The sequence below is a fragment of the Streptomyces pacificus genome (assembly GCF_011766325.1).
GTDB lineage: Bacteria > Actinomycetota > Actinomycetes > Streptomycetales > Streptomycetaceae > Streptomyces > Streptomyces pacificus.
The window spans coordinates 486,296-507,416 of the sequence record NZ_BLLG01000001.1 but is presented as its reverse complement, the minus strand read 5'-3'; the positions used below and the strand labels follow the sequence as shown (position 1 = coordinate 507,416).

14 protein-coding genes and 3 tRNA genes are annotated in these 21,121 nt (G+C 72.2%); 6 read left to right on the top strand and 11 right to left on the bottom strand.

Annotated features, from left to right (window positions below; translation table 11 throughout):
• Nucleotides 1-1,290, top strand: coding sequence for a S8 family peptidase (locus tag SCWH03_RS02070; RefSeq protein WP_173260958.1), 1,290 nt, complete (start codon nucleotides 1-3; stop codon nucleotides 1,288-1,290).
• Between the two features lie 362 nt (nucleotides 1,291-1,652).
• Here the strand turns inward: SCWH03_RS02070 and SCWH03_RS02065 are convergent, their stop codons facing one another.
• Nucleotides 1,653-2,393 carry an SDR family NAD(P)-dependent oxidoreductase gene (locus SCWH03_RS02065; protein ID WP_173260956.1) on the bottom strand — a complete coding sequence of 247 codons (741 nt, stop codon included), beginning with the start codon at nucleotides 2,391-2,393 and terminating at the stop codon, nucleotides 1,653-1,655.
• Nucleotides 2,394-2,693: 300 nt separating this feature from the next.
• On the opposite strand from SCWH03_RS02065, the gene SCWH03_RS02060 reads away from it, so the two are divergent.
• The gene (locus tag SCWH03_RS02060) at nucleotides 2,694-2,873 is read left to right on the top strand and encodes a CsbD family protein (RefSeq protein ID WP_173260954.1); all 180 of its coding nucleotides are present in this window, start codon (nucleotides 2,694-2,696) and stop codon (nucleotides 2,871-2,873) included.
• Nucleotides 2,874-4,920: 2,047 nt separating this feature from the next.
• On the opposite strand, the gene SCWH03_RS02055 is transcribed toward SCWH03_RS02060, so the two are convergent.
• The 10 genes from SCWH03_RS02055 to SCWH03_RS02010 all read right to left on the bottom strand — a co-directional run bounded on the left by SCWH03_RS02055 (nucleotide 4,921) and on the right by SCWH03_RS02010 (nucleotide 14,760).
• Nucleotides 4,921-5,676: a TIGR03943 family putative permease subunit gene (locus SCWH03_RS02055; protein ID WP_173260952.1), complete on the bottom strand. Its 756-nt coding sequence runs from the start codon at nucleotides 5,674-5,676 to the stop codon at nucleotides 4,921-4,923.
• A complete protein-coding gene (locus SCWH03_RS02050) occupies nucleotides 5,673-6,812 on the bottom strand; it encodes a permease (RefSeq protein WP_371872592.1) in 1,140 nt (379 codons plus the stop codon). The genes SCWH03_RS02055 and SCWH03_RS02050 overlap by 4 nt, the downstream gene beginning before the upstream one ends.
• A 343-nt stretch (nucleotides 6,813-7,155) precedes the next feature.
• A complete protein-coding gene (rpmF, locus tag SCWH03_RS02045; RefSeq protein WP_173260950.1) occupies nucleotides 7,156-7,326 on the bottom strand; it encodes a 50S ribosomal protein L32 in 171 nt (56 codons plus the stop codon).
• Nucleotides 7,327-7,642: 316 nt separating this feature from the next.
• Nucleotides 7,643-9,577, bottom strand: coding sequence for an AMP-dependent synthetase/ligase (locus SCWH03_RS02040; protein WP_173260948.1), 1,935 nt, complete (start codon nucleotides 9,575-9,577; stop codon nucleotides 7,643-7,645).
• 501 nt (nucleotides 9,578-10,078) lie between these two features.
• Nucleotides 10,079-10,300: a hypothetical protein gene (locus tag SCWH03_RS02035; RefSeq protein ID WP_173260946.1), complete on the bottom strand. Its 222-nt coding sequence runs from the start codon at nucleotides 10,298-10,300 to the stop codon at nucleotides 10,079-10,081.
• Nucleotides 10,300-11,787, bottom strand: coding sequence for an FAD-dependent oxidoreductase (locus SCWH03_RS02030; protein WP_173260944.1), 1,488 nt, complete (start codon nucleotides 11,785-11,787; stop codon nucleotides 10,300-10,302). The genes SCWH03_RS02035 and SCWH03_RS02030 overlap by 1 nt, the downstream gene beginning before the upstream one ends.
• A 269-nt stretch (nucleotides 11,788-12,056) precedes the next feature.
• Complete coding sequence (locus SCWH03_RS02025) at nucleotides 12,057-12,803, bottom strand: ferric reductase-like transmembrane domain-containing protein (RefSeq protein WP_173260942.1); 747 nt, start codon at nucleotides 12,801-12,803, stop codon at nucleotides 12,057-12,059.
• 1,555 nt (nucleotides 12,804-14,358) lie between these two features.
• Nucleotides 14,359-14,432 (bottom strand) — tRNA-Ile (locus SCWH03_RS02020).
• Nucleotides 14,433-14,609: 177 nt separating this feature from the next.
• Nucleotides 14,610-14,682: transfer RNA gene (locus SCWH03_RS02015), tRNA-Asn, on the bottom strand.
• A gap of 5 nt (nucleotides 14,683-14,687) precedes the next feature.
• Nucleotides 14,688-14,760, bottom strand: a tRNA-Asn gene (locus tag SCWH03_RS02010).
• 252 nt (nucleotides 14,761-15,012) lie between these two features.
• Here SCWH03_RS02010 and SCWH03_RS02005 point away from each other — a divergent pair.
• The 4 genes from SCWH03_RS02005 (at nucleotide 15,013) to SCWH03_RS01990 (ending at nucleotide 21,066) form a co-directional block, all read left to right on the top strand.
• A complete protein-coding gene (locus tag SCWH03_RS02005; protein ID WP_173260940.1) occupies nucleotides 15,013-15,312 on the top strand; it encodes a YtxH domain-containing protein in 300 nt (99 codons plus the stop codon).
• 266 nt (nucleotides 15,313-15,578) lie between these two features.
• Entirely contained in the window at nucleotides 15,579-17,018 is a 1,440-nt protein-coding gene (locus SCWH03_RS02000) for an FGGY family carbohydrate kinase (RefSeq protein ID WP_173260938.1), read from the top strand.
• 389 nt (nucleotides 17,019-17,407) lie between these two features.
• Nucleotides 17,408-19,141, top strand: coding sequence for an ABC transporter ATP-binding protein (locus SCWH03_RS01995; RefSeq protein WP_173260936.1), 1,734 nt, complete (start codon nucleotides 17,408-17,410; stop codon nucleotides 19,139-19,141).
• Nucleotides 19,141-21,066 carry an ABC transporter ATP-binding protein gene (locus SCWH03_RS01990; RefSeq protein ID WP_173260933.1) on the top strand — a complete coding sequence of 642 codons (1,926 nt, stop codon included), beginning with the start codon at nucleotides 19,141-19,143 and terminating at the stop codon, nucleotides 21,064-21,066. The genes SCWH03_RS01995 and SCWH03_RS01990 overlap by 1 nt, the downstream gene beginning before the upstream one ends.
• The last annotated feature ends 55 nt before the right edge of the window (nucleotides 21,067-21,121 follow it).

Below are 21,121 nucleotides of genomic sequence, written 5' to 3'. Positions count from 1 at the left end.
ATGCCCACCATCTTCTGCGCTGTGCTGCTCGGCCTCGCACTCGCCGCCGCTCCGGGCCCCTCCGCGGCCATCGACCCGGCCGGCCTGGCCGGCCGGACTCACGGCCAGAACCAGGGGGAAACCCGCAGCGAGACCGCCGGGCGGTACATCGTGACGCTCAAGGACGCCCCCACCGTCAGCAGCGCCGAGGCGGCCGTGAACACGGCAGTCGTGCGGGCGGCATCCATGGGCGCCACGGTGCTGCACGTCTACCGGCACGCCCTGCACGGCTACGCGGCGTCGATGACCGCGTCTACGGCGGCCGCCGTCGCGGACGGGCCCGGGGTCCGCTCCGTGGAGCCCGACCGCCCGGTGCGGATCGCGGCCCAGTCGGTGCCGACCGGCGTGGACCGGGCGGAGGCCGATCTGAGCCCGACCGCCGCGATCGACGGGAAGGACACCCGGGTCGACGCCGATGTGGCGGTCATCGATACCGGTATCGACGCGGACCATCCGGATCTCGACGTGTACGTGGCCGGAGGCAAGAACTGCTGGCTGCCGAACATGCCGCAGGAGGACGGGCACGGTCACGGCACACATGTGGCCGGCATCATCGGCGCCCTCGACAACGGCACGGGAGTGGTCGGCGTGGCACCGGGCGTACGGCTCTGGCCGGTCCAGGTGTTCAGCCCGTTCGGCTCCGGTAGCACCTCGAGCGTCATCTGCGGCATCGACCATGTCACCGAGCACGCCGACGAGATCGACGTCGTCAACATGAGCCTGAGCGGCGCGGGCAGGGACGACGGCGACTGCGGCAGGACCGACGCCGACGCCATGCACCGGGCCATCTGCAACTCGGTCGCAAGGGGCGTCACCTACGCGGTAGCCGCGGGCAACGACCACGCGGACGCGGCCGGTTTCGTCCCGGCCGCGTACGACGAGGTGATCACGGTCAGCGCTCTGGCCGACCTCGACGGCGAGCCGGGCGGCCTCGGCGCCTCCACGTGCCGTACGGACCGGGACGACACCTTCGCGGACTTCTCCAACTACGGCCGCGACGTGGACCTGATCGCCCCCGGCGTCTGTATCCGCTCCACCTACCCGAACGGCGGCTACGCCACCCTGTCCGGCACCTCCATGGCCACCCCGCATGTGGCGGGCGGGGCGGCCCTGTACCGCGCGACCCACCCCGGCGCCTCCCCCGCCGAGGTGAAGGCGGCCCTGGTGAAGTCGGGCGGCATGGACTGGACGTGGCCGTCGGAGGACCGCGACGGGATCAAGGAGCCGTTGCTGCAGCTCCGCTCCTTCTGACCCGCCGGGCCGGGACACGCCGACCCGCCGGGCGGGGCGCGCGTGGCCTCCGGGACCGTCCGGGCCGCAGGCCGAGCCGCTCCGTGCCAGGAGACCGTGACCGTGTCGCCTGACCCGAAGCCGGTGGTCGGCGCAGACACCCACCGGGGTGCGAGGTCGGCGCGGATGTGCGGGCCGCGGACGGGGCCGGGGTGACCAAGGAGCCACCGGTTGCTGCGGAGCCACCACCCGCAGGCCCGCATACCCGCCTGCCCGTCCACCCGCAGGCGCGCCTGCCCGTCCACCCGCCACCCGTCTGCACGCGCGCCCGCCGCGGCCCCGTCACCATCGGGGGCGGTTCAGCAACCCGCCCGGGACGGTGCTCAGCGCCCCCCGGAGACTCTCAGGACCGTGCCCGTCGTGAAGGAGGCGTCGTCCGAGAGCAGCCAGGAGACGGCGCCGGCGATCTCGGCCGGCTCCCCCGACCGCCGGAGCGGGGTCATCGCGGCCACCTTCGCCGGTCGGTCGGGGTCGCCCATGGCGGCGTGTATGCCGGTGTTCACGGTGCCGGGGGCGACCGCGTTCACCCGAATGCCCTGCGGTCCGAGTTCCCTGGCCAGCCCCACGGTCAGAGCGTCGACCGCCGCCTTGGTCGCCGCATAGTGGACGTACTCCCCGGGGGCACCGAGCGTGGCAGCCACCGAGGAGATGTTGACGATGGCACCGGAACCGCTCGCGGCCATGTCACGGGCGGCTCGCCTGCAGCACAGGAGGCAGCCGAGCAGGTTCACGTCGACCACCCGCCGCAGGTCCTCGGTGCGGGCGTCGGCGAGCCGCCCGAGCGGGCCGGTGACACCCGCGTTGTTGACCAGTCCGGTCACGGTGCCGATTTCCGCGGCCGCGATGTCGAACAGCCGCTCCACCTCGGCCTCGTCGGAGGTGTCCACCCGCACGGCGACACAGCTGCGGCCGGCCGCGCGCACGGCCCGCGCCACCTCCTCGGCGGCCGCGACGTCGCTGACGTACCCGAGGGCCAGGTCGTGCCCGTCGGCGGCCAGCCGTACGCAGGTCGCCGCGCCGATGCCCCGACTACCGCCCGTGACGACGGTGACCGGACGCGCCATGGCACCTCCTCTGCTCGCTCCAGCCCGCGCTTGGTGCCGGGTGTGATACCGCGGGCGTTCAGACGCCCACCCCATCACACCCGGCACCGGGGGCGGAACTCGGGTACGCGGGCGGACCGGGTGGGCGTGCGCGCCGGGGCGCCGGCGCGCCGAGGGGCGTGCACGCCTGGTGGGCAGGTAGCGCGGGGGACGATGTCCGGGTGCGCGGGTTGCGGGGCACCCCGGGTAGGCGCAGGGTGAACAGGCGCGGGGTTAACCGGTGCGTGTACGCACCACTGACCCGAGAGGACACCGATCCTGATGAGCAAGCACAACGCCAAGGCGCGGCAGATCAAGGGCAAACTGAAGGAAACCCTCGGGAAGACCATGGGCGACAAGTCCATGCGGCGCTCCGGCCGGAACGACATGCTGCGCGGCAAGGCGCAGGAGATGGCGGAGAAGGCGGCCGGCCAGGTACGCAAGCACACCAGGCACCACTGAGGCGTCCGGCCTCCGGCACGGGCCGCGGGCACAGCCCCTGCCGGGGGCGGACCGCTGCGGCGCGGGCCGCCCCCGGCCGCCGGACCTGGTGCGACCCACCCGCCCGGCCGGCCTGCCCGCCGGATGCGGAGCATCCGGCGCCACGCGTCGGGGTCGGCAAGGGGTCGGGGTCGGCAAGGGGAGGACGGTACGGGCGAGGGGCGGCACGGGCGAAGGGCGGCACGGACTCGGTGGGTGCACCGCCCGTGCGGCGGCTCGGGCGGTGCGCAGCGGCCCCGCTCGTCGCGCACGGACAGCCGCCCGGGCACCTCCCCCCGGCCGGCTGTCCGGCACGGCGGGGCCGCCAACGGTTCACCTCGGGCGGGAAGTTAGCTGGGCCACGTTGCCGCCGTTTTTTGAACGATCGCCCCGAGGACGTCGTTGACCCCGGTAACCGGTGCCCCGTCAAGACCGGTGAGTGAGCGAGGTCCGTCCATGCCCAGGCCCCTTCCGCACCGTGCCCGGCTCCGCCCCACGCCCGCGGTGCCCCGCTCGGCACACCGGTCGGCGCGGGCAGCGCGTCCGGCACATCCGGCACATCCGGCGGAGCACGCCGGTCTCCCCCGGCCTCCCTACTGAGCGGGTCCGCCCATGGACTACTGCGCGCCCTGCCACCGCCCCCTCAACGGCGCGGTCACGTGCCCCGAATGCGGTGCCTACGATTCGGCGATGGCGGCCACGGCCGCCATCCCGGCGGCCGACCCCCCCATGCCGGGAACCGGCCCGGGGGAGCAGGCGACACCCGGCGGATCTGCGGACTCCCTCCCGTCCTCCGCGGCAACCACGGTTGAGCTCCCCCGGTTCCCCGCCCCCACGGCCCTGCCGGCCGCCGCTGCGGCCACGCTTCAGATCCCCCGGTTCCCCGCCCCCACGGAGCTCGCGGGCCCGGACCGGACGACCGGAACAGGCAACGCACCCGCTCATGCCGCCCCGGACCCATCCGGCACGACCCAGGACCTGACTCCCGTGGAGCCGTTCCAGGCCGTCACCCCGAAAGACGCGTCCGAGGCCGTCACCCCAGGGGGTCCGGTTCCCGCCCGCACGGTCCGGGTCGCCACCCCGGCGGGCACGGCGCAATGCGCCCGGCCAAGGCGGTGGAGGTCCTACGGCGTCCGGGCCGCCGCCGCAGCAGCCTTCGCCATACTCGGCGGCGTGGGTACCTCCTCGCTGCTGGCCGACGGCTCCACCGGCCTTCCGCAGGCCACGCCGAGCCCGGAGCCCGCGTCCTCCGGCGAGCCCCGGCAGGGCGCCGCCTCGCATGGGGCCTCCCGTTCGCCGGAACGTGCAGCCACGCACCCCGCCAGAGGCACCGCCCGTGACCGCGACCGCGGTCTGCCCACGAGCCCGCGCGCCACCGCCACTCCCTCCACACCTGCTGCCGCACCTACCAGACCCGTTCCCCCGGCTACCACGACGCCCCCGGTCACCCGCGCCCCGGAACCCGCCCCCGGAACCACATCACCGCCCGCCACCACGGAGCCGAGTGCGCGCCCCTCCACCAGTGACCGTCCGGGCCCCTCGACCACGCCGACGCCTTCCCTTTCGCCGAGCCCCAGCAGCAGTACGGGAGCCTCGCCCACGGACAGTCCCACGCCCGGCGTCACGGAACCCCCGGCCGCCAGGGCCCTGGGAGCATGGCTGCCGCTCCCGGCGGGCGGGCGTCCGGGCTCCGGCGGCGGTCCCGGGCTCACCGGCGGTCGACCGGACGGAGCCTGGCCAACCGGAACATGACGAGCCAGAACATGACCAACCGGAACACGGCGGACCGACAGATGATCAGCCGCCATATGCCCGGTGGAGAGACAGCCGACCCGAACACGGCCCGGAACAGATGACCGGCCGAGAGACAGCCACCCGGACACGACCCGGCCTGCGGGCACGTCGTCGCCGCCCCATGCACCGGGGACGGGCCGAGCGGCGGCGCCGCCGCGTGCCGAGTGCCGAGCGCGAATCCGCTCGTCCGTGTACGTCGGCCCCGGAAGCGCGACCGGCCGGTGGAGCGTGGGGCTCAGCCTGCGGCGGGAGGTCTGTCGACGTACGGGAGGGGCGGCTCCGGGATCCTGTCGACCGCGGCGGCATCGAGCGCGAGGGCGGCCGAGGTGGTTCCCAGGGCACCGTCCGGGTGCCAGGTGCCGGTGACCGTCACCCAGGTGTCGGCGGGCGGTGCCGTCACGCCGTGCACGGTGACGGCCAGCGACTGCGCGTCGGCCGCGCAGCAGGAGATCAGAAGACGGGCCAGTCGCCAGGTCCCGTCCTCGCCAGGTGTGACGAACCCCTGCAGGACGACGGTGCGCCCCTGGAGGCTCTGCCGCTCCTCCTGCTGCACCCGGGCGATGAACTCGGTCAGGGAGAGCGGGACGGGCCCGCTCGCCGGGAGCGGTGCGAAACTCTCGTACTCCACGACGAGCTGCGGACTGTCCCTCGCGGCGGTGTAGGAGCCGAGCGCCGGCGGGGCGTTGAGGAGCAGGAGGAGGGCGGGTGGCAGCAGAAGCCAGGCGGCGCGCGGCCCGCGGGTGTGGTCGTGCCCGTGGACCGGCGCCGCTTCTCGGTCTTCGGCGCCGCCCTCCTGACGGCGTGCCGGGAAGGGCAGTCCGTCCCGCCGGGCGCCGATCGCGCCGAGGGCGCACAGCGCGATCCCGGACGCGACGAGGTAGGGCTGCAGTCCCTGCTTCACATAGCGCAGGGCGATGTCACCGAAGAGGGACACCCGGAGGACTCCGGCTCCGGCCAGGATCAGCAGCACGGCTTGGAAGGTGCGTCTCACAGCAGCCACCAGCCGGCGAGAGAGCTGGCGGCCACGGCGACGACCGCCGTGGCCGCGGAGAAGCGCAGGGCGAACGCCCGGCCGAAGGTGCCTGCCTGCAGGGCGACCAGTTTCACGTCGACCATGGGGCCGACCACCATGAAAGCCAGCCGTGCGGTGGGCGAGAAGCCGGTGAGCGAGGCGGCGACGAAGGCGTCGGCCTCCGAGCAGACGGCGAGGACGATCGCGAGTCCGGCGAGGAACAGCACCGACAGCCAGGGGGATCCGGAGAAGGCGTCCAGTACCGACCCCGGCACGGCGACGTTGAATGTCGCCGCGGCCATGGCGCCGAGTACGAGAAATCCTCCGGCATGCAGGAAGTCGTGCTGGAAGCCGAGCCGGAACTCCTCCCACCGGCGGTGCCCGTGCCGGTGACCGGTGTGACGGGACGGCATGCGCAGCCACTCCGCGCGCCCGAACCTCAGCCACAGCCAGCCCATCGCCGCCGAGACGGCGAGTGAGGCGACGAGCCGGGCGGCGACCATCTCCGGGCTGCCGGGGAAGGCGACGGCGGTCGAGGCCAGCACAACGGGGTTGACGGCGGGCGCGGACAGCAGGAACGCGAAGGCGGCGGCCGGTGTCACACCCCGCCGGACCAGACTCCCCGCCACGGGCACCGAGGCGCACTCACAGCCCGGCAGCACGACCCCGGCCACGCTCGCCACCGGCACCGCGAGGGCGGGTCTGCGCGGCAGCACCCTGCTGAACACACGCTCCGGTACGAAGGCGTTGACGGCACCGGAGACCATCGTGCCCAGCACCAGGAACGGCAGCGCCTGCAGGGTGATGGCCACGCAGATCGTCTGCCACGCCCGGAAACCGGGGTGGGTCAGCCACTGGGCCGCACCCGCCGCCCAGGCGAGTCCGGCTACCGCCAGCACGGAGGCGGCACCCGCGGCGAGGACGGGCGCGGTGGCGGGGCCCCGGAAGTCCGCGCCCTCTCCCGACCGTGATCCCGCTCGTGATCCCGCTCGTACTCGCCGCCGTGCCCCCGACGGCGTTCCCGGCCGTGCGTCCGGCCGTGTGCCCGGCCCCGTGCCCGGCTGCTTTTCCGACTGCTTTTCCGACTGCGGGGACGTGTCGCGTACGTCCTGCACCGCCCCCCCTGGTTCGTTCACATCGGCTCGGGCCCGTCCGGGAGAGCCCTCATGACAGCGGCGAGACAAGCGCCTCCGGGGTCCTGCCGACCTCCCCGGCGTCCGCAGCCCGCCCCGCCGGCAGCCCAGGGGATCCGGCAGGGGGGCCCGGCCGGGTCGGGCGGTGCCGTGGCTGCGACCACCGCCCGAACCGGAGCATGCACCCGCCCGGTACGCGCTCGGCGTTCCGCGGCTGATCGGACCCGGGGCCGTGCGTTTCCCGAGCGCCCTGGCCCCTGGGCCGTCCAGGTCGTCCAGGTCGTCCAGGTCGTCCTGTTTGTCCGGGTGGCTGTCCGGGTGGTCGTCAGCCCTTGGGGCGCAGCAGACCGCGCTCGTACGCCCTGACCAGCCGCTGCGGCACCAGATAGGTCACTCCGTCCACCGTGACCGGTACGAGCTGTGCCGGGGTGGCCTTCCACCGGGCGCGGCGGTGGCGGGTGTTGCTGCGGGACATCTTCCGCTTGGGAACGGCCATGCGATCGGGCCCTCTCCGGACGACGGTGCGAACTCCGGCGCAGACTACATAAAAATGGATCCCATTTCCACATGGATCCGGCTCGGAGCCGGCGGCGGGCAGAGGTCGGTGGCCTGTGACCGGTCGGGCGGTGGCAGGTGGCCTATGGCCGGTGACCAGTGGCCGGGACCCCTGCCCCGTCGAGGGCGCCGCCGGGGCCGCCGGAAGGAGAAGGCCCGCCCCCCGCACCACGAGCGGTGTGAGCCCGCAGCGGGGCGGCCGGACGGACGGCCCGCGCCGCCGCGCCCCGGCTGCCGGACGGCCGCACTGCGGAGGGTCAGGCCTCGCGGGAACCCTCGTACATCGCCTCGATGACCTCGGCGTAGTCGCGCTCGACGACCGGCCGCTTCACCTTGAGGCTCGGGGTGAGTTCACCGTGCTCGACGTCGAGGTCGCGCGGCAGCACCGCGAACTTCTTCACGGTCTGCCACCGTTGCAGGTCGGCGTTGACCCGCTGGACGAAGCCGTCGATCAGCTCGTGGACCTGCGGCGTGGAGACGACCTCGGCATAGCCGAGGCCGCCGAGGCCGTGGGACGCCGCCCAGGGCATGATCGCGGTCTCGTCCACGGTGATCAGCGCGGAGCAGAAGTTGCGGCCGTCACCGATGACCAGGATGTTGCCGACGAACGGGCAGATCGCCTTGAAACGGCCTTCGATCTCGGTGGGTGCCACGTACTTGCCGCCCGAGGTCTTGAACAGGTCCTTCTTGCGGTCGGTGATCCTGACGAAGCCGTCCTCGTCCACCTCGCCGATGTCACCGGTGTGCAGCCAGCCGTCGCTCTCCAGCACCTCCGCGCTCTTCTCGGGCAGGTTGTGGTAGCCGCGCATGTTGCCGGGGCCCCGCAGCAGGATCTCGCCGTCCTCGGCGACGCGGACCTCGGTACCGGGCAGCGGTGTGCCGACCGTGCCGATCCGGTTGTCGTCGGCGGGGTTGACGACGCAGCCCGAGCTGGTCTCGGTGAGACCGTAGCCCTCGAGGATGCGCACCCCGGCGCCGGCGAAGAAGTAGCCGATGTCGGGGGCGAGTGCGGCACCGCCCGAGACGCTGGCGCGCAGTTTGCCCCCGAAGGCCTCGCGGATCCTGCCGTACACCAGCCGGTCGGCGACGGCGTGCTGGACGGCGAGCGACAGGGGCACCCGGCGCCTCCCGGTGGCCGCCATGCTCTCCTGCCCTGCCCTGGCGTACGCACGGGCGACCTTCGCGGCCCACAGGAAGATCCTGTACTTGGCGCCGCCTTCCGCTCTCGCCCTTCCCGCGATGCCGTTGTAGACCTTCTCGAAGATCCGCGGGGCGGACGCCATCAGGGTCGGTCGCACGGTCGGGAGGTTGGTGACGATGCGGTCGATCCGGCCGTCCACCGCCAGCACGTGGCCGGTCTGTATCTGACCGGAGATCAGGGCCTTGCCGAAGACGTGGGACAGCGGCAGCCACAGGTACTGCACGTCGTCGGAGCGCAGCAGCCCGCGCGCCTGCTGCGCCATGGCCTGGTACGACCAGCAGTCGTGCACCAGGCGCACGCCCTTCGGCCTGCCGGTCGTGCCCGAGGTGTAGATCAGGGTGGCGAGCTGCTCCGGCTCGATCGCCCGGATCGCCTCGTCGACCGCGTCCGGGTGCTCCTCCAGATACACCGTGCCGCGCTTCTCCAACTCGGCGAGGGACAGCACCTCCAGACCCTGGAGGCCCTCCATTCCCTCGAGTGGGGGGCCGGACTCCTCCGCGTCGAAGAGGATGGCGTGGCCCAGCCCCGGCAGTGCGTCGAGCCGGCCGGCCACCTTGGCCAGCTGCGCGGCGTTCTCGGCGAAGAGGGCCCGGCTGCCGGAGTCGGAGAGGATGTACACCGTCTCGTCGGCATTGGTGCTCGGGTAGACGGCGGTGGCCGCCCCGCCCGCGCACATGACGCCCAGATCGGCCAGGATCCACTCCACCCGGGTGGCGGAGGAGATCGCCACCCGCTCCTCGGGCCGCAGCCCGAGGGCGATCAGGCCGGCCGCGATCGCCCTGACGCGCTCTGCGGTCTGCGCCCAGGTCAGCGAGCGCCACCGCTCGGCGCCGGAAGAGCCGGAAGAGCCGGAAGCGCCGGAAGCGGCCTGGCCGGCGATCGGCACGGGATGGCGGTAGGCCTCCCGGTCGGGCGTGGCCGCGACTCTGGACAGGAACAGATGCGCCACGGAGACGGGGCGGTTTTCGAGAAGGGACTGGGCGGAACTCACATCGACCTCCGGGCCCGGGGGCACGCTCAATGACTTGTTAACCGGCAGGTAACTCGCAAGCGATTGGTCGAGACTAGAGCCAAGCCCGCCGGCACGTAAGGGGGAAAGCGGCGGACGAACCCACCCGATGGGCCTTCGGGTGGGCGGTCCGCGAGGATGTGAACGACCCCGGCGCCGCACCACCTGACGTCTCGGGCGTCCGCGGGCCCGCGGACAGTGGTCGGCCGGGAGGGCGGGGTAGCCCCGTGCCGACGCAGCCCGGTGCCGAGGTAGCCCCGTGCCGACGCGGCCCGGTGCCGAGGTAGCCCCGTGCCGACGCAGCCCGGTGGGAGAACAGAAGCCGTACCCGAGCACGCGTCGGCCGGGCATGGTCGTCGATCCAGCCGGTTGCCGCGGCGCGCAAGGACCGGCACCGCTCGGTGTCGGCCACCGGGGTGCCTGCCGTCGGGTGGCATCTGGTGGGAATCGCCCGTCTGGTGCCGCTGCCCGGCCCGGTGTTCCTCAGGGGGACGCGGCGGGCGACGTGCCCGCGGGGGCCCGACCGGGGGGCATGGGCGATGCGGTGATCATGACGTAGGCGTAGAGCGCCATGGCGATCGCCACGATGACGGATATCACGAGCCAGCGCACACCGAGACGCGCGGGCAGGTTGAGCGCCTGGCGCAGTGGCCCGCCGTGGAACGACTGCCGGGCTCGGCGCCGGCGCTGGTCACGCCTCTTCATCAGACCTTCCCGGTGTGCGTCGGGGGCTGCCCGGCAAGGACATCCCCGATGGAGTCCCTGTGCCCGAGCAGTTCCAGCGGCATGTCGAACGCGACAGCGCCCACGATCTGGTGGCCTCGCGGGGTAGCCCGGGTGTAGCGGGTCACGAACCGCTCCTTGCGCAGCGAGCCTTCGACCACCGTGGCGCCGTCCGCCAGCCCGGGCATGCCCACGGCCTGGATCCGAACCCCGTGCTGCTCCGACCAGAAACGCGGTACCGGGCTGAACCGGGCCGCGCTTCCGGGACCGCGCAGGAGCGAGTCGGCGGCGTGCTGCCCCATCTCGACCGCGTGGATGTGGTGCTCGACGCGCCGGGGGACGGTGTCGAAGCGCGTGTTGGGCCATCGTGCGACATCCCCGGCGGCGACGATCCAGGGCATCGTGTTCCCCCGCACGTCCACCGCATGGCAGGTCGGACCGCACAGCACTCCGTCGGAGACCTCGAGTCCGCTGTCCCGCAGCCATTCGGTGCGGGGGACGCCGCCCAGGCCGAGCACGACGAAGTCGCACTCGAGGACTTCACCCGATCCCAGCCTCAGCGACAGCCCGACCCCTTCGTCCCGCCACTCGTCGACGCCCGTACCGAGCTTCAGTTCGACACCGGCGCGTTCCTGGATCGACCCGACCACCTCCCCGACACGGGAGCCGAGCGCACGTCGGAGCAGCGGCGTGCTGTGCACGACGAGGGTGACGTCCATCCCCTGACGGCGGGCCGTGCAGGCCAGTTCGCAGCCGATGAACCCGCCTCCCAGGACGACGAGCCGGCGGGCTCTCGCCACCCGCATGGCGTGCTGCACCACCGCGGCGTCCTCGAGGGTCCGGATGGTGCGTATGCGATCGCTGAACAGCGGCGTCTCGGGTAGCCGCCTGGCGTCCACCCCCGTGGCGAGCACCAGCCCGTCGAAGGGCAGCCGCTCGCCGCCTCTGAGCTGCACCGACCTGCCGTACGCATCGAGGCTCACCAGGGGCGTGTCGAGGAGCCAGTGCGCGTCGACGGACTCGTCGGTGGTCAGTGCCAGTTGCTCCGCGCGGAGGTCGCCCGAGAGGTACTGCTTGGAGAGCGGAGGTCTGCTGTAGGGCTTTCTGCGCTCCTCGCCCACGACGACAAGTTCCCCCTCGAAGCCGCGCTCGCGCAGCCGGGCCGCTGCGCTGAGCCCGGCGAGGCCGCCGCCCGCCACGACGACGCGCTGCGGTCGGTGCCGGCGTGTGCGTGGTGCGGCTCCGTTCCCGTCCTGCGAAGGCCGCGGCGTGTGTGGGGGGCGCCGGACGGTCTCGATCGCCTGCATGGGGCAGCAGCGCGCCGCCTGCCTGGCCTTCGCCGCGAACTCCGCGGGGACGCTCCGCGTGTAGTGGAGCGATCCGCTCTGCGAGACGCGGAAGAGCTCGGGGGCTTCTTGCTGGCAGATGCCGTAGACACGGCAACGGCCGTTGTCGACGCTGAGCCGCACCGGGGCCGGTTCCGGGACGAGCGACGGGGCAGGCGGGCCCGAGTGCCGGACGGGATCCACGGGGTGCTGCCCGGGAGGCATCTGCGGCGACCGCCCCTCAGAGCCCGTAGGCCCGAGGCCGCTCTGCGCGGGGTTGCGGGGTGGCGCCGTCGTCGAGGTGGGCCGAGCGCCGGCGGCTCGCCCGGATGCCGCGCCGGAGGGTGCGGGTGGGGCGCTCCGGAGCTGTGAACCGAGGTGGTGTCCGGTCTGTGGGCCACGGGCGGGAATCGTCACGGTACGACCTCCGAGGGGACTGCGGCAGTGCGCTCGCGCAATCGGGAGCGCGAGGGGAGGACCCTGATGAGGAACGCCAGGAGGCAGGCGCCGGCGCCGCCCGCCACGGAAGCCGCGACAAAGCCGGGATGGCGCGGCTCCGGGTGCACCAGGAATATATGAAGCCACATCAGCAGAAAAGCGGCGTAGGCGAGTTGATGGAACCTGAGCCATCGGTGGTAGCCCAACCTGCGCTGCAGCAGCAGGGAGCAACCGACCGCGATGCCCAACTCGATCCCGAGGACTCCGAGTCCCACGGGGATCCTCTGGAGCCCCCCGGCGAACGGCACCACGAGCTCGGTCGGCCCGATGCCCCAGACCGGCTGGTAGACGAAGGACATGCCGTGCACACCGGCGAAGATCAGCGCGGACAGCCCCATCGTCATATGTGCTCCGTGGACCGTCGCCCGGCTCACCGCGTGCTGCATGAATCTCAGCCGCAGCACTACGCCGAATACGACGGTGGCCACCATCAGTCCGTAGGCGATGAGCGCCGCCAGCCGGGCGATCTCATGGACGCCGATGTCATAGCGGAGTCCCTTCTGATGGGCGTCGAGGGGGGAGCCGGGAATCGGATCGGCCGTTGCCGCGGAGGCCTCCGGGGACTGACTGAGGGCCACTGCGAGGATCAGCAGCGATACGGCGAGTGCGGAGATCACATGTCCGGCGCTCCGAACGGAGCACGATGACGAGGTACGGGTCATGCCTGAGATCCTTGGTCAACTGTTTCGTGTCGAGGGAACCAACTCTCCGTCAGGTCATCTTCCGAGAATTCTGAACGATTTCATCCACCCTTCCTTCGGGAATCTCCGGAGCGGCAAGACCGTCGGCAACCGAAGCGGCGACCATACACGACCCACCTTTCCGGGGGTCTGATCACCGAGCCATGGAGAACGACTCCACTTTCGACGATCGCGGGATCACGAATCGGGGCATATCAACCCGAATGATTACCTCGAACGGAGACAAGACCGGCCCATGTCAGACATGGCATGAAAAGTCTCCGGGGGAGAGTTCGCCTCGGTTCCTGTGAGGTTCGCAACTCGCTTCCGGGAGTACCGGGAAGTCGTCGAAACAGGGCGGACGGCGAAGGTGAATTCGTCCGACGGCCCCTGTCCGCTCGCAGCTCGCCACTGCATGCATCGCACAGCACACCCCTCTCCTTGCGGCAGTCCGCCGGCGCAGTCGAACGAGGCCCGCACACGAGATCCGGTCAGCTCTCAGGACAGGACCGGACAGGGCCGGACGGGACCTCGCGAACAAGCCGTGACGGAATTCCCGCAACCCCGGCCATGACGGTCGATGTGCAGGGGCCACACGGAGAGGCGAGTACCGCTGACGCTATGCGGATGTCGATTGCACCGCTCCCGCTCTGCATACCGCCTCCTCGGGTGACATGAATCACCCCGCATTTCCGGTCCGGTTGCGGTGGGGTTACCCGGGAAACCCATCCGACCTGCGATCCTCCCAACGGGTAAAGAAATCGCAATACCGGGATCCGAAGGCGGGATCTTTGAGATCCACGCCCGGATCTGCTTGGTTCGCACCGTTCGCAGCAGCGATGAACGACGCAGGGCAGACAGCCGACGAACCGCTCGTCCGGCTCGCGCTGGCCGCCGGCCTGCTCCCGGAGGAGGGCGGCGCGCTCGTCGAGGGACCGGCCGCCGTCGTCCTGTACGAAGGGACCCCGGGAGGACTGGCCGGACTCGGCCCAGATCTCCTCGGCTCCCTCCTGGCCCGGCCGGCCGACGCGGTGGCCGTCAGGTGCGGCCCGCAAGACGCTCGGCGACTGGCTGTCCGGTCGCGGCGCCGACGGCTGGCCCGAACTCCTCACCGCGCTCGCCGGCACCCCCCGCCGGGCCGGACGCGGCCCGTCGGCGCGCCCTGCTCGACGCGGCGGCCGCCCCGGTGTCGGCCTGGGCGACCCTGCTCGACGGCCCCGCACTGGGAGAACACGCCGCGCACACCCTGCGCGCTCTCGGCCACCGGACCGACTCCACCCGGGTACCCGAGGCCGCCCGCGCGACGTACCTGACCGACCGGTTCGAGGAGATCCGCCTGGCCGCCGCCCTCACCCCTCGCATGGCCGTCCGCCCCGACACGGCGGATGACGGCGACGGACGACGGCGAGGGAGCGCAGCCACCGCAACGAAGCAGGACAGACCGGAGTCGCCCCCTTCGCCACGCCGATGCGGGGCGATCGCCACCCGCGGAAACACCCCCTCAAGGGCGTCTCCGCGGGTCAGAACGTCTTCTCGGTGGGGCGGGTGGGACTCGAACCCACGGCCGACGGATTATGAGTCCGCTGCTCTAACCGGCTGAGCTACCGCCCCCAACGGCGCGTCGCGCACACTTGTGCGCGCCGTCTGCCGCAGCATAGCCGCTCATACGATCTCCTGCTTCGGATGGTCGGCAACGCCACGATCATGAGGACGGCGCTGCCCGTCCGCGCGGTTCCCCGGGCCGCGACATGAAAAAGGACCCCCCAAGGGGCCCCTCTTTCGCTTCTGCTCCCCCGGCTGGACTCGAACCAGCAACCCTCCGGTTAACAGCCGAATGCTCTGCCAATTGAGCTACAGGGGATCGCGCTCCCCCGACTGGACTCGAACCAGTAACCTGCCGGTTAACAGCCGGCTGCTCTGCCAATTGAGCTACAGGGGATTGCCGCGTGTGCACCGAACGTACCCACCCCGGGTGGTCCCGGGCGGCGCCCGCTCGCTGCGACACATACATTAGCGCAAGCAGGGGGGTGCTCCGCCAATCGGTTCCCCCCGGTGACCACGCGCTGAGCTCCGGACAGGCGCCCGGGGTGATCGCAGGGTGATCTCGGGGCCGCGCGGGTAGGCGAGCACCGCAGCCTCACGGTCCGTATCGAATCGGCGTCGGTGACGACGCCTGCGAAGGGTGGCAGCCATGCGCTACCGGCTCACGTTCATGGCCGGACTCGGTGTGGGATACGTGCTCGGCGCACGGGCCGGGCACGAGCGGTACGAGCAGATGAAGAAGACGGCACGGGAGTTCGCGCAGAACCCCGCCGTGCGGAATGCGGCGGAGTCCGCCGCGCAGTCCGGCCGCGAGATGGCGGGGAAGGCTCTGCACGTGGTGAGCGACAGGGTCGGCGACCGGATGCCGGACGCGGTGGCCGAGCGGGTGCGCTCGCTGCGGGAACGGAGCCAGGGGGGCGGGGACGACTGGGGCACGAGCAATACCTAGTGCCGCGTCAGGCGGCGTTCGCACCGGCGCGGTGACTCGCGACGCTGCCGGGCCCACCGGGCGGGTCCGGAGGAGGCCGGTCCGGAGGAGGCCGGTCCGGTTGCGAGGCACCGCACCGGACGCCGCGCCGCACCGTGGCGGGCGGACCCTGCCCGGCGCGGGACCGACCGCCCGCCCCGGGCTCGGGCATGGCCCGTCCGGGGCCTGGGCCCCGTTCCGCGGCCCTCGGCCGTGGCAGTGACGCGAGTGCGGCAGAATCTGAGGGCATGGGGATAGTTGCCGGGCTGGACAGTTCGTCCGCATTCACACGCATCATCGTCTGCGACGCGGACACGGGCGCCGTGCTGCGCCAGGGGTACGCACCGCACCCCGTCGAGGCCAAGGCCACGGACGTCGATCCGCAGGTGTGGCTGCTCTCGCTGGGCGAGGCCGCCTCCGGGGGCCTGCTCGAAGGAGTGCAGGCCATCGGGGTGTCCGCGCAGCAGCACGGTCTGATACCGCTGGACTCCGCCGGCGGGCCGGTGCGGCCCGCGATGGTCGGCAACGACAAACGCGCCCAGGCCGCGGCCGCCGACCTGGTCGAGGCGTTCGGCGGGCGGCAGGCGTGGGCCGAGGCCGTCGGCTCCGTGCCCCAGGCCGGGCTGCCCGTGTCGAAGCTGCGCTGGCTGGCGCGGAACGAACCGGAGGCCGCCCGGCGCACCTCGCTGGTGCTCCAGCCCCACGACTGGCTGGTGTGGCAGCTGCTGGGCCGGCCCGCGCGCAGGACGACGGACCGCGGTGCCGCGTCCGCGACCGGGTACTGGTCAGCGGGCACGGGCTCGTACCGCCCCGATCTCGTCGAGCTCGCGCTCGGCCACGAGGCGGCGCTGCCCGAGGTGCTGGGGCCGGCCGACGCCGCCGGTACGACCCCCGAGGGGCTGCTGATCTCGGCCGGCACCGGCGAGACCATGGCGGCCGCGTTCGGGCTGGGGCTCGGCACGGGCGACGCGGTGGTGTCCCTCGGAGCCACCGGTTCCGTGATGGCGGTCCATCATGAGGCGCTCACGGACCCCGCCGGAATGATCACCTCGTTCGCCGACGCGACCGGGATGCATCTGCCGGTGGTGCACACGCTCAATGCGGTGCGCGCGCTGCGCGGTACCGCCGAGATGCTCGGCGTCGAGGATCTGTCCGAGCTGTCGGCGCTCGCCATGAAGTCCACCCCCGGGGCCTCCGGCCTGGTCCTGCTCCCCTATCTGGAGGGTGAGCGCACCCCGCATCTGCCGCACACCGCAGGCACCTTGACGGGACTGCGGCGCGAGTCGATGAAGCCCGAGCACCTGGCACGTGCCGCGTTCGAGGGCATGCTGTGCTCGCTGGCCGACGCGCTGGACGTCCTGCGCGGTCGGGGCGTGGTGGTGCGCCGGGTGTTCCTGCTGGGGCAGGCCGCGGAGCTGCCGGCGGTCCAGGCGGGCGCCCCCGCGATCTTCGCCGCGCAGGTCGTCGTGCCGCAGCCCGCCGACTACGCGGCGCGAGGGGCGGCCCGGCAGGCGGCGTGGGCACTCGGCGCGGCGCAGGGGACGCTCGACCCGCACACCCCGCCGTCCTGGCAGGGCGCGGCGGCGCAGGTCTTCGAGGCGGGTGAGGAACTCGCCGTCGGCCAGGCCGTGCGCCAGCAGTACGCGGCGACGCGCGAGCAGATCCACCCGGGGGCGTTCAACCCCTGACCGGCGAGGGGGCCGCGGCCGGTTGATGCTCCGCCGGCGGGGCGGCCCCGGGTCCGCGCCCCGGTGGCCCGTACTCCTTCCGCCGGGGCGGCCCGTCGGTCGGCAGGGGCGGCCCGTCCCGTATGCGTGCCCATGGGCGGAAGTCCGGGTGGGCCTGGACGGGCCGGGCCCACCAGGACTTCCGCCCCGGACTTCCCACTGCCCGGACTTCCCACTGCCCGGACTGCCGCCCGCGCGCCCAGGACTGCCCGGTCCGCCCGGAGACCGCCCGGTCGTCCGTCCACCCGGGCGTTCTTGACCGGGGCTTGGCGAAAACCCTTGGGCACCCGACACTCCGGTAACGGAGTATGGGGGCGACCCCGTGCATGCCCCCGAACCGAGAGACAGCCGTGCTCATACGACTCCTCCGGACGTTCCTGCGTCCCCACCGGCAGGCGATCACCGTGCTGGTGGCGCTGCAGCTGCTCCAGACCGGCGCCACGCTCTATCTGCCCACACTCAATGCGGACATCATCGACAACGGTGTCATTACGGGAGACACCGGTTACATCCTCACGTTCGGCGCGCTGATGACCGGTATCAGCGTCGTCCAGGTCGTCTGCAGCATCGGAGCCGTGTACTACGGCGCGCGGACCGCCGCCGCGCTGGGACGGGACGTACGGGCCGCGGTGTTCGACCGGGTCCAGTCGTTCTCGGCCCGCGAGGTGGCGCACTTCGGCGCGCCGTCGCTCATCACGCGGACGACCAACGACGTCCAGCAGGTCCAGACGCTGGTGCTGATGGCGTTCACGCTGATGGTCTCCGCGCCGATCATGTGCGTCGGCGGCGTCGTGCTGGCCCTCTCCCTGGACGTGCCGCTGTCGGCGGTGCTGCTCGCGGTCGTACCGGTACTGGGTGTCTCGGTGTCGCTGATCGTCAGGAGGATGCGGCCGCTGTTCCGGACCCTGCAGGAGCGGCTCGACACGGTCAACCGGGTGCTGCGGGAGCAGATCACCGGCAACCGTGTGATCAGGGCTTTTGTGAAGGACGGCTACGAGGCAGGGCGGTTCCGCCTGGCGAACGCCGAGCTGACGGACGTTTCGCTGGCGACGGGCCGTCTGATGGCCCTGATGTTCCCCATCGTGATGACCGTCGTGAACGTGTCGAGTATCGCCGTCGTCTGGTTCGGCGCCCACCGCATCGACGCCGGCGCCATGCAGATCGGCGCCCTCACCGCCTTCCTCGCCTATCTGATGCAGATCGTCATGGCCGTGATGATGGCCACCTTCATGTTCATGATGGTGCCGCGCGCCGAGGTCTGCGCCGAGCGCATCGCGGAGGTCCTGACGACCGAGTCGAGTGTGGTGCCGCCGGCCGCCCCGGTCCGCGAGACGGCGCGGCGCGGCCATCTGGAGGTCCGGGATGTCGGGTTCCGCTATCCGGGCGCGGAGCAGCCCGTGCTGTACGGGGTGGACCTGGTGGCCCGGCCCGGGGAGACGACCGCGGTCATCGGCTCGACGGGCAGCGGCAAGTCGACCCTGCTGGGGCTGGTGCCCAGGCTGTTCGATGTCACCGGCGGCGAGGTCCTCGTGGGCGGTGTCGACGTACGGGAGCTGGATCCGGCGCTGATGGCGCGGACCGTGGGGCTGGTGCCGCAGAAGCCGTACCTGTTCTCGGGGACGGTCGCGACGAACCTGCGCTACGGGAACCCCGGCGCGAGTGACGAGGAGCTGTGGCGGGCGCTGGAGGTCGCGCAGGCCGCGGACTTCGTGCGCGAGCTTGACGGTGGACTCGAGGCGCCCGTGTCCCAGGGCGGCACGAACGTGTCGGGCGGCCAGCGGCAGCGGCTCGCGATCGCGCGCACGCTGGTACAGCGGCCTGAGATCTATCTGTTCGACGACTCCTTCTCCGCGCTGGACTACGCGACGGACGCGGCGCTGCGCGGCGCTCTGGCACTGGAGACGGCCGAGTCGACGGTCGTGATCGTCGCCCAGCGGGTGTCGACCATCCGCGATGCCGACCGGATCGTGGTCCTCGACGAGGGCCGGGTCGTCGGCACGGGCCGCCATCACGAACTGATGGACGGTAACGAGACATACCGGGAGATCGTCCTCTCCCAGCTGACAGAGGCGGAGGCGGTCTGATGGCCGGTCCCGGTGGACGCATGATGATGGGCCAGTCCGGCGAGCGGAGCATGGACTTCAAGGGCTCGGGACGGCGGCTGCTGCGGCAGCTGCTCCCGGAGAAGGCGGCCCTGTGGGTGATGGTCGCGGCCGGCGTGGGGAGCGTGGCGCTGTCGGTGGCCGGTCCCTGGATCCTCGGCAAGGCCACCGACCTGGTCTTCGCGGGTGTCGTGGGGCGCGAGATGCCGGACGGACTGTCCCGGGAGGAGGCTGTCGAGGGGCTGCGTGAGCGCGGTGACGGAGGCCTGGCGGACATGCTGTCCGCAGTGGACTTCACCCCCGGCCGCGGAATCGACTTCACGACGGTCGGCGGGGTGCTGCTCGTGGCGCTCGCGGTGTTCGCGGCAGCGGGCCTGCTGATGCTGGTGTCGACACGGGCGTCGACCCGGGTCATCAACCGGACGATGTACCGGATGCGCGAGGAGGTGCAGGCGAAGCTCGCGCGGCTGCCGCTGTCGTACTTCGACCAGGCCAGACGCGGTGAGGTGCTGAGCCGGGCGACGAACGACATCGACAACATCTCGCAGACGATGCAGCAGTCGATGGGGCAGCTGATCAACTCCCTGCTGACGATCGTGGGGGTGCTGGCGATGATGTTCTGGATCTCGCCGCTGCTGGCCCTGGTCGCGCTGGTGACCGTGCCGCTCTCGGTGGCGGTGGCCGCGCGGGTCGGCAAGCTCTCCCAGCCACAGTTCGTCCGGCAGTGGCAGTCCACGGGCCGGCTCAACGCGCACATCGAGGAGATGTACTCCGGCCACACCCTGGTGAAGGTCTTCGGGCGCCAGGGGCAGGCGGCACAGGAGTTCGCCGAGCAGAACGAGGCACTGTACGAGGCGGGGTTCCGGGCCCAGTTCGGCAGCGGGGTCATGCAGCCGCTGATGTACTTCGTCTCCAACCTCAACTATGTGCTGGTGGCGGTCGTCGGCGGGCTGCGGGTCGCGTCCGGCACGCTGACGATCGGCGAGGTGCAGGCGTTCATCCAGTACTCGCGGCAGTTCTCGATGCCGCTGACGCAGGTGGCGTCGATGGCGAACCTGGTGCAGTCCGGGGTGGCGTCCGCCGAGCGGATCTTCGATCTGCTGGACGCCGAGGAACAGGCCCCGGACCCGGTCCGCGGGGCCCGTCCCGGGCAGGCCCGGGGCGCGGTCGCACTGGAGCGGGTCTCCTTCCGCTACGACCCGCTGAAGCCGCTCATCGAGGATCTGTCGCTTGCGGTCGAGCCGGGTCAGAAGGTCGCGATCGTCGGCCCGACGGGGGCGGGCAAGACCACGCTGGTCAATCTGCTGATGCGGTTCTACGAGGTGACCGGCGGCCGGATCACCCTGGACGGGGTCGACGCCGCCGCGATGTCCCGGGACGACCTGCGCGCCGGGATCGGGATGGTGCTGCAGGACACCTGGCTGTTCGGCGGCACGATAGCGGAGAACATCGCCTACGGCGCCTCCCGCGAGGTCACCCGTGAGGAGATCGAGGCGGCGGCGCGGGCGGCCCACGCCGACCGCTTCGTGCGGACCCTTCCCGACGGCTACGACACGGTCGTCGACGACGAGGGGGCCGCTGTCAGCGCCGGAGAGAAGCAGCTGATCACGATTGCCCGGGCGTTCCTGTCCGACCCGGCGATCCTGGTGCTGGACGAGGCCACCAGCTCGGTCGACACCCGCACCGAGGTGCTGATCCAGAAGGCGATGGCCCGGCTCGCCCACGGGCGCACGTCGTTCGTCATCGCACACCGGCTCTCCACCATCAGGGACGCGGACGTGATCCTGGTGATGGAGAACGGTGCCCTCGTCGAACAGGGCACGCACGAGGAGCTGCTGCCGGCGGGGGGCGCGTACGCACGGCTGTACGCGGCGCAGTTCGCTCAGGCGGTCGCCGAGGTCGACTGAGCCGCCTCGGGGCGGAGGCCGGGCGCTCCGGCCGGAGAGTCGGAGCGGCCCGGCA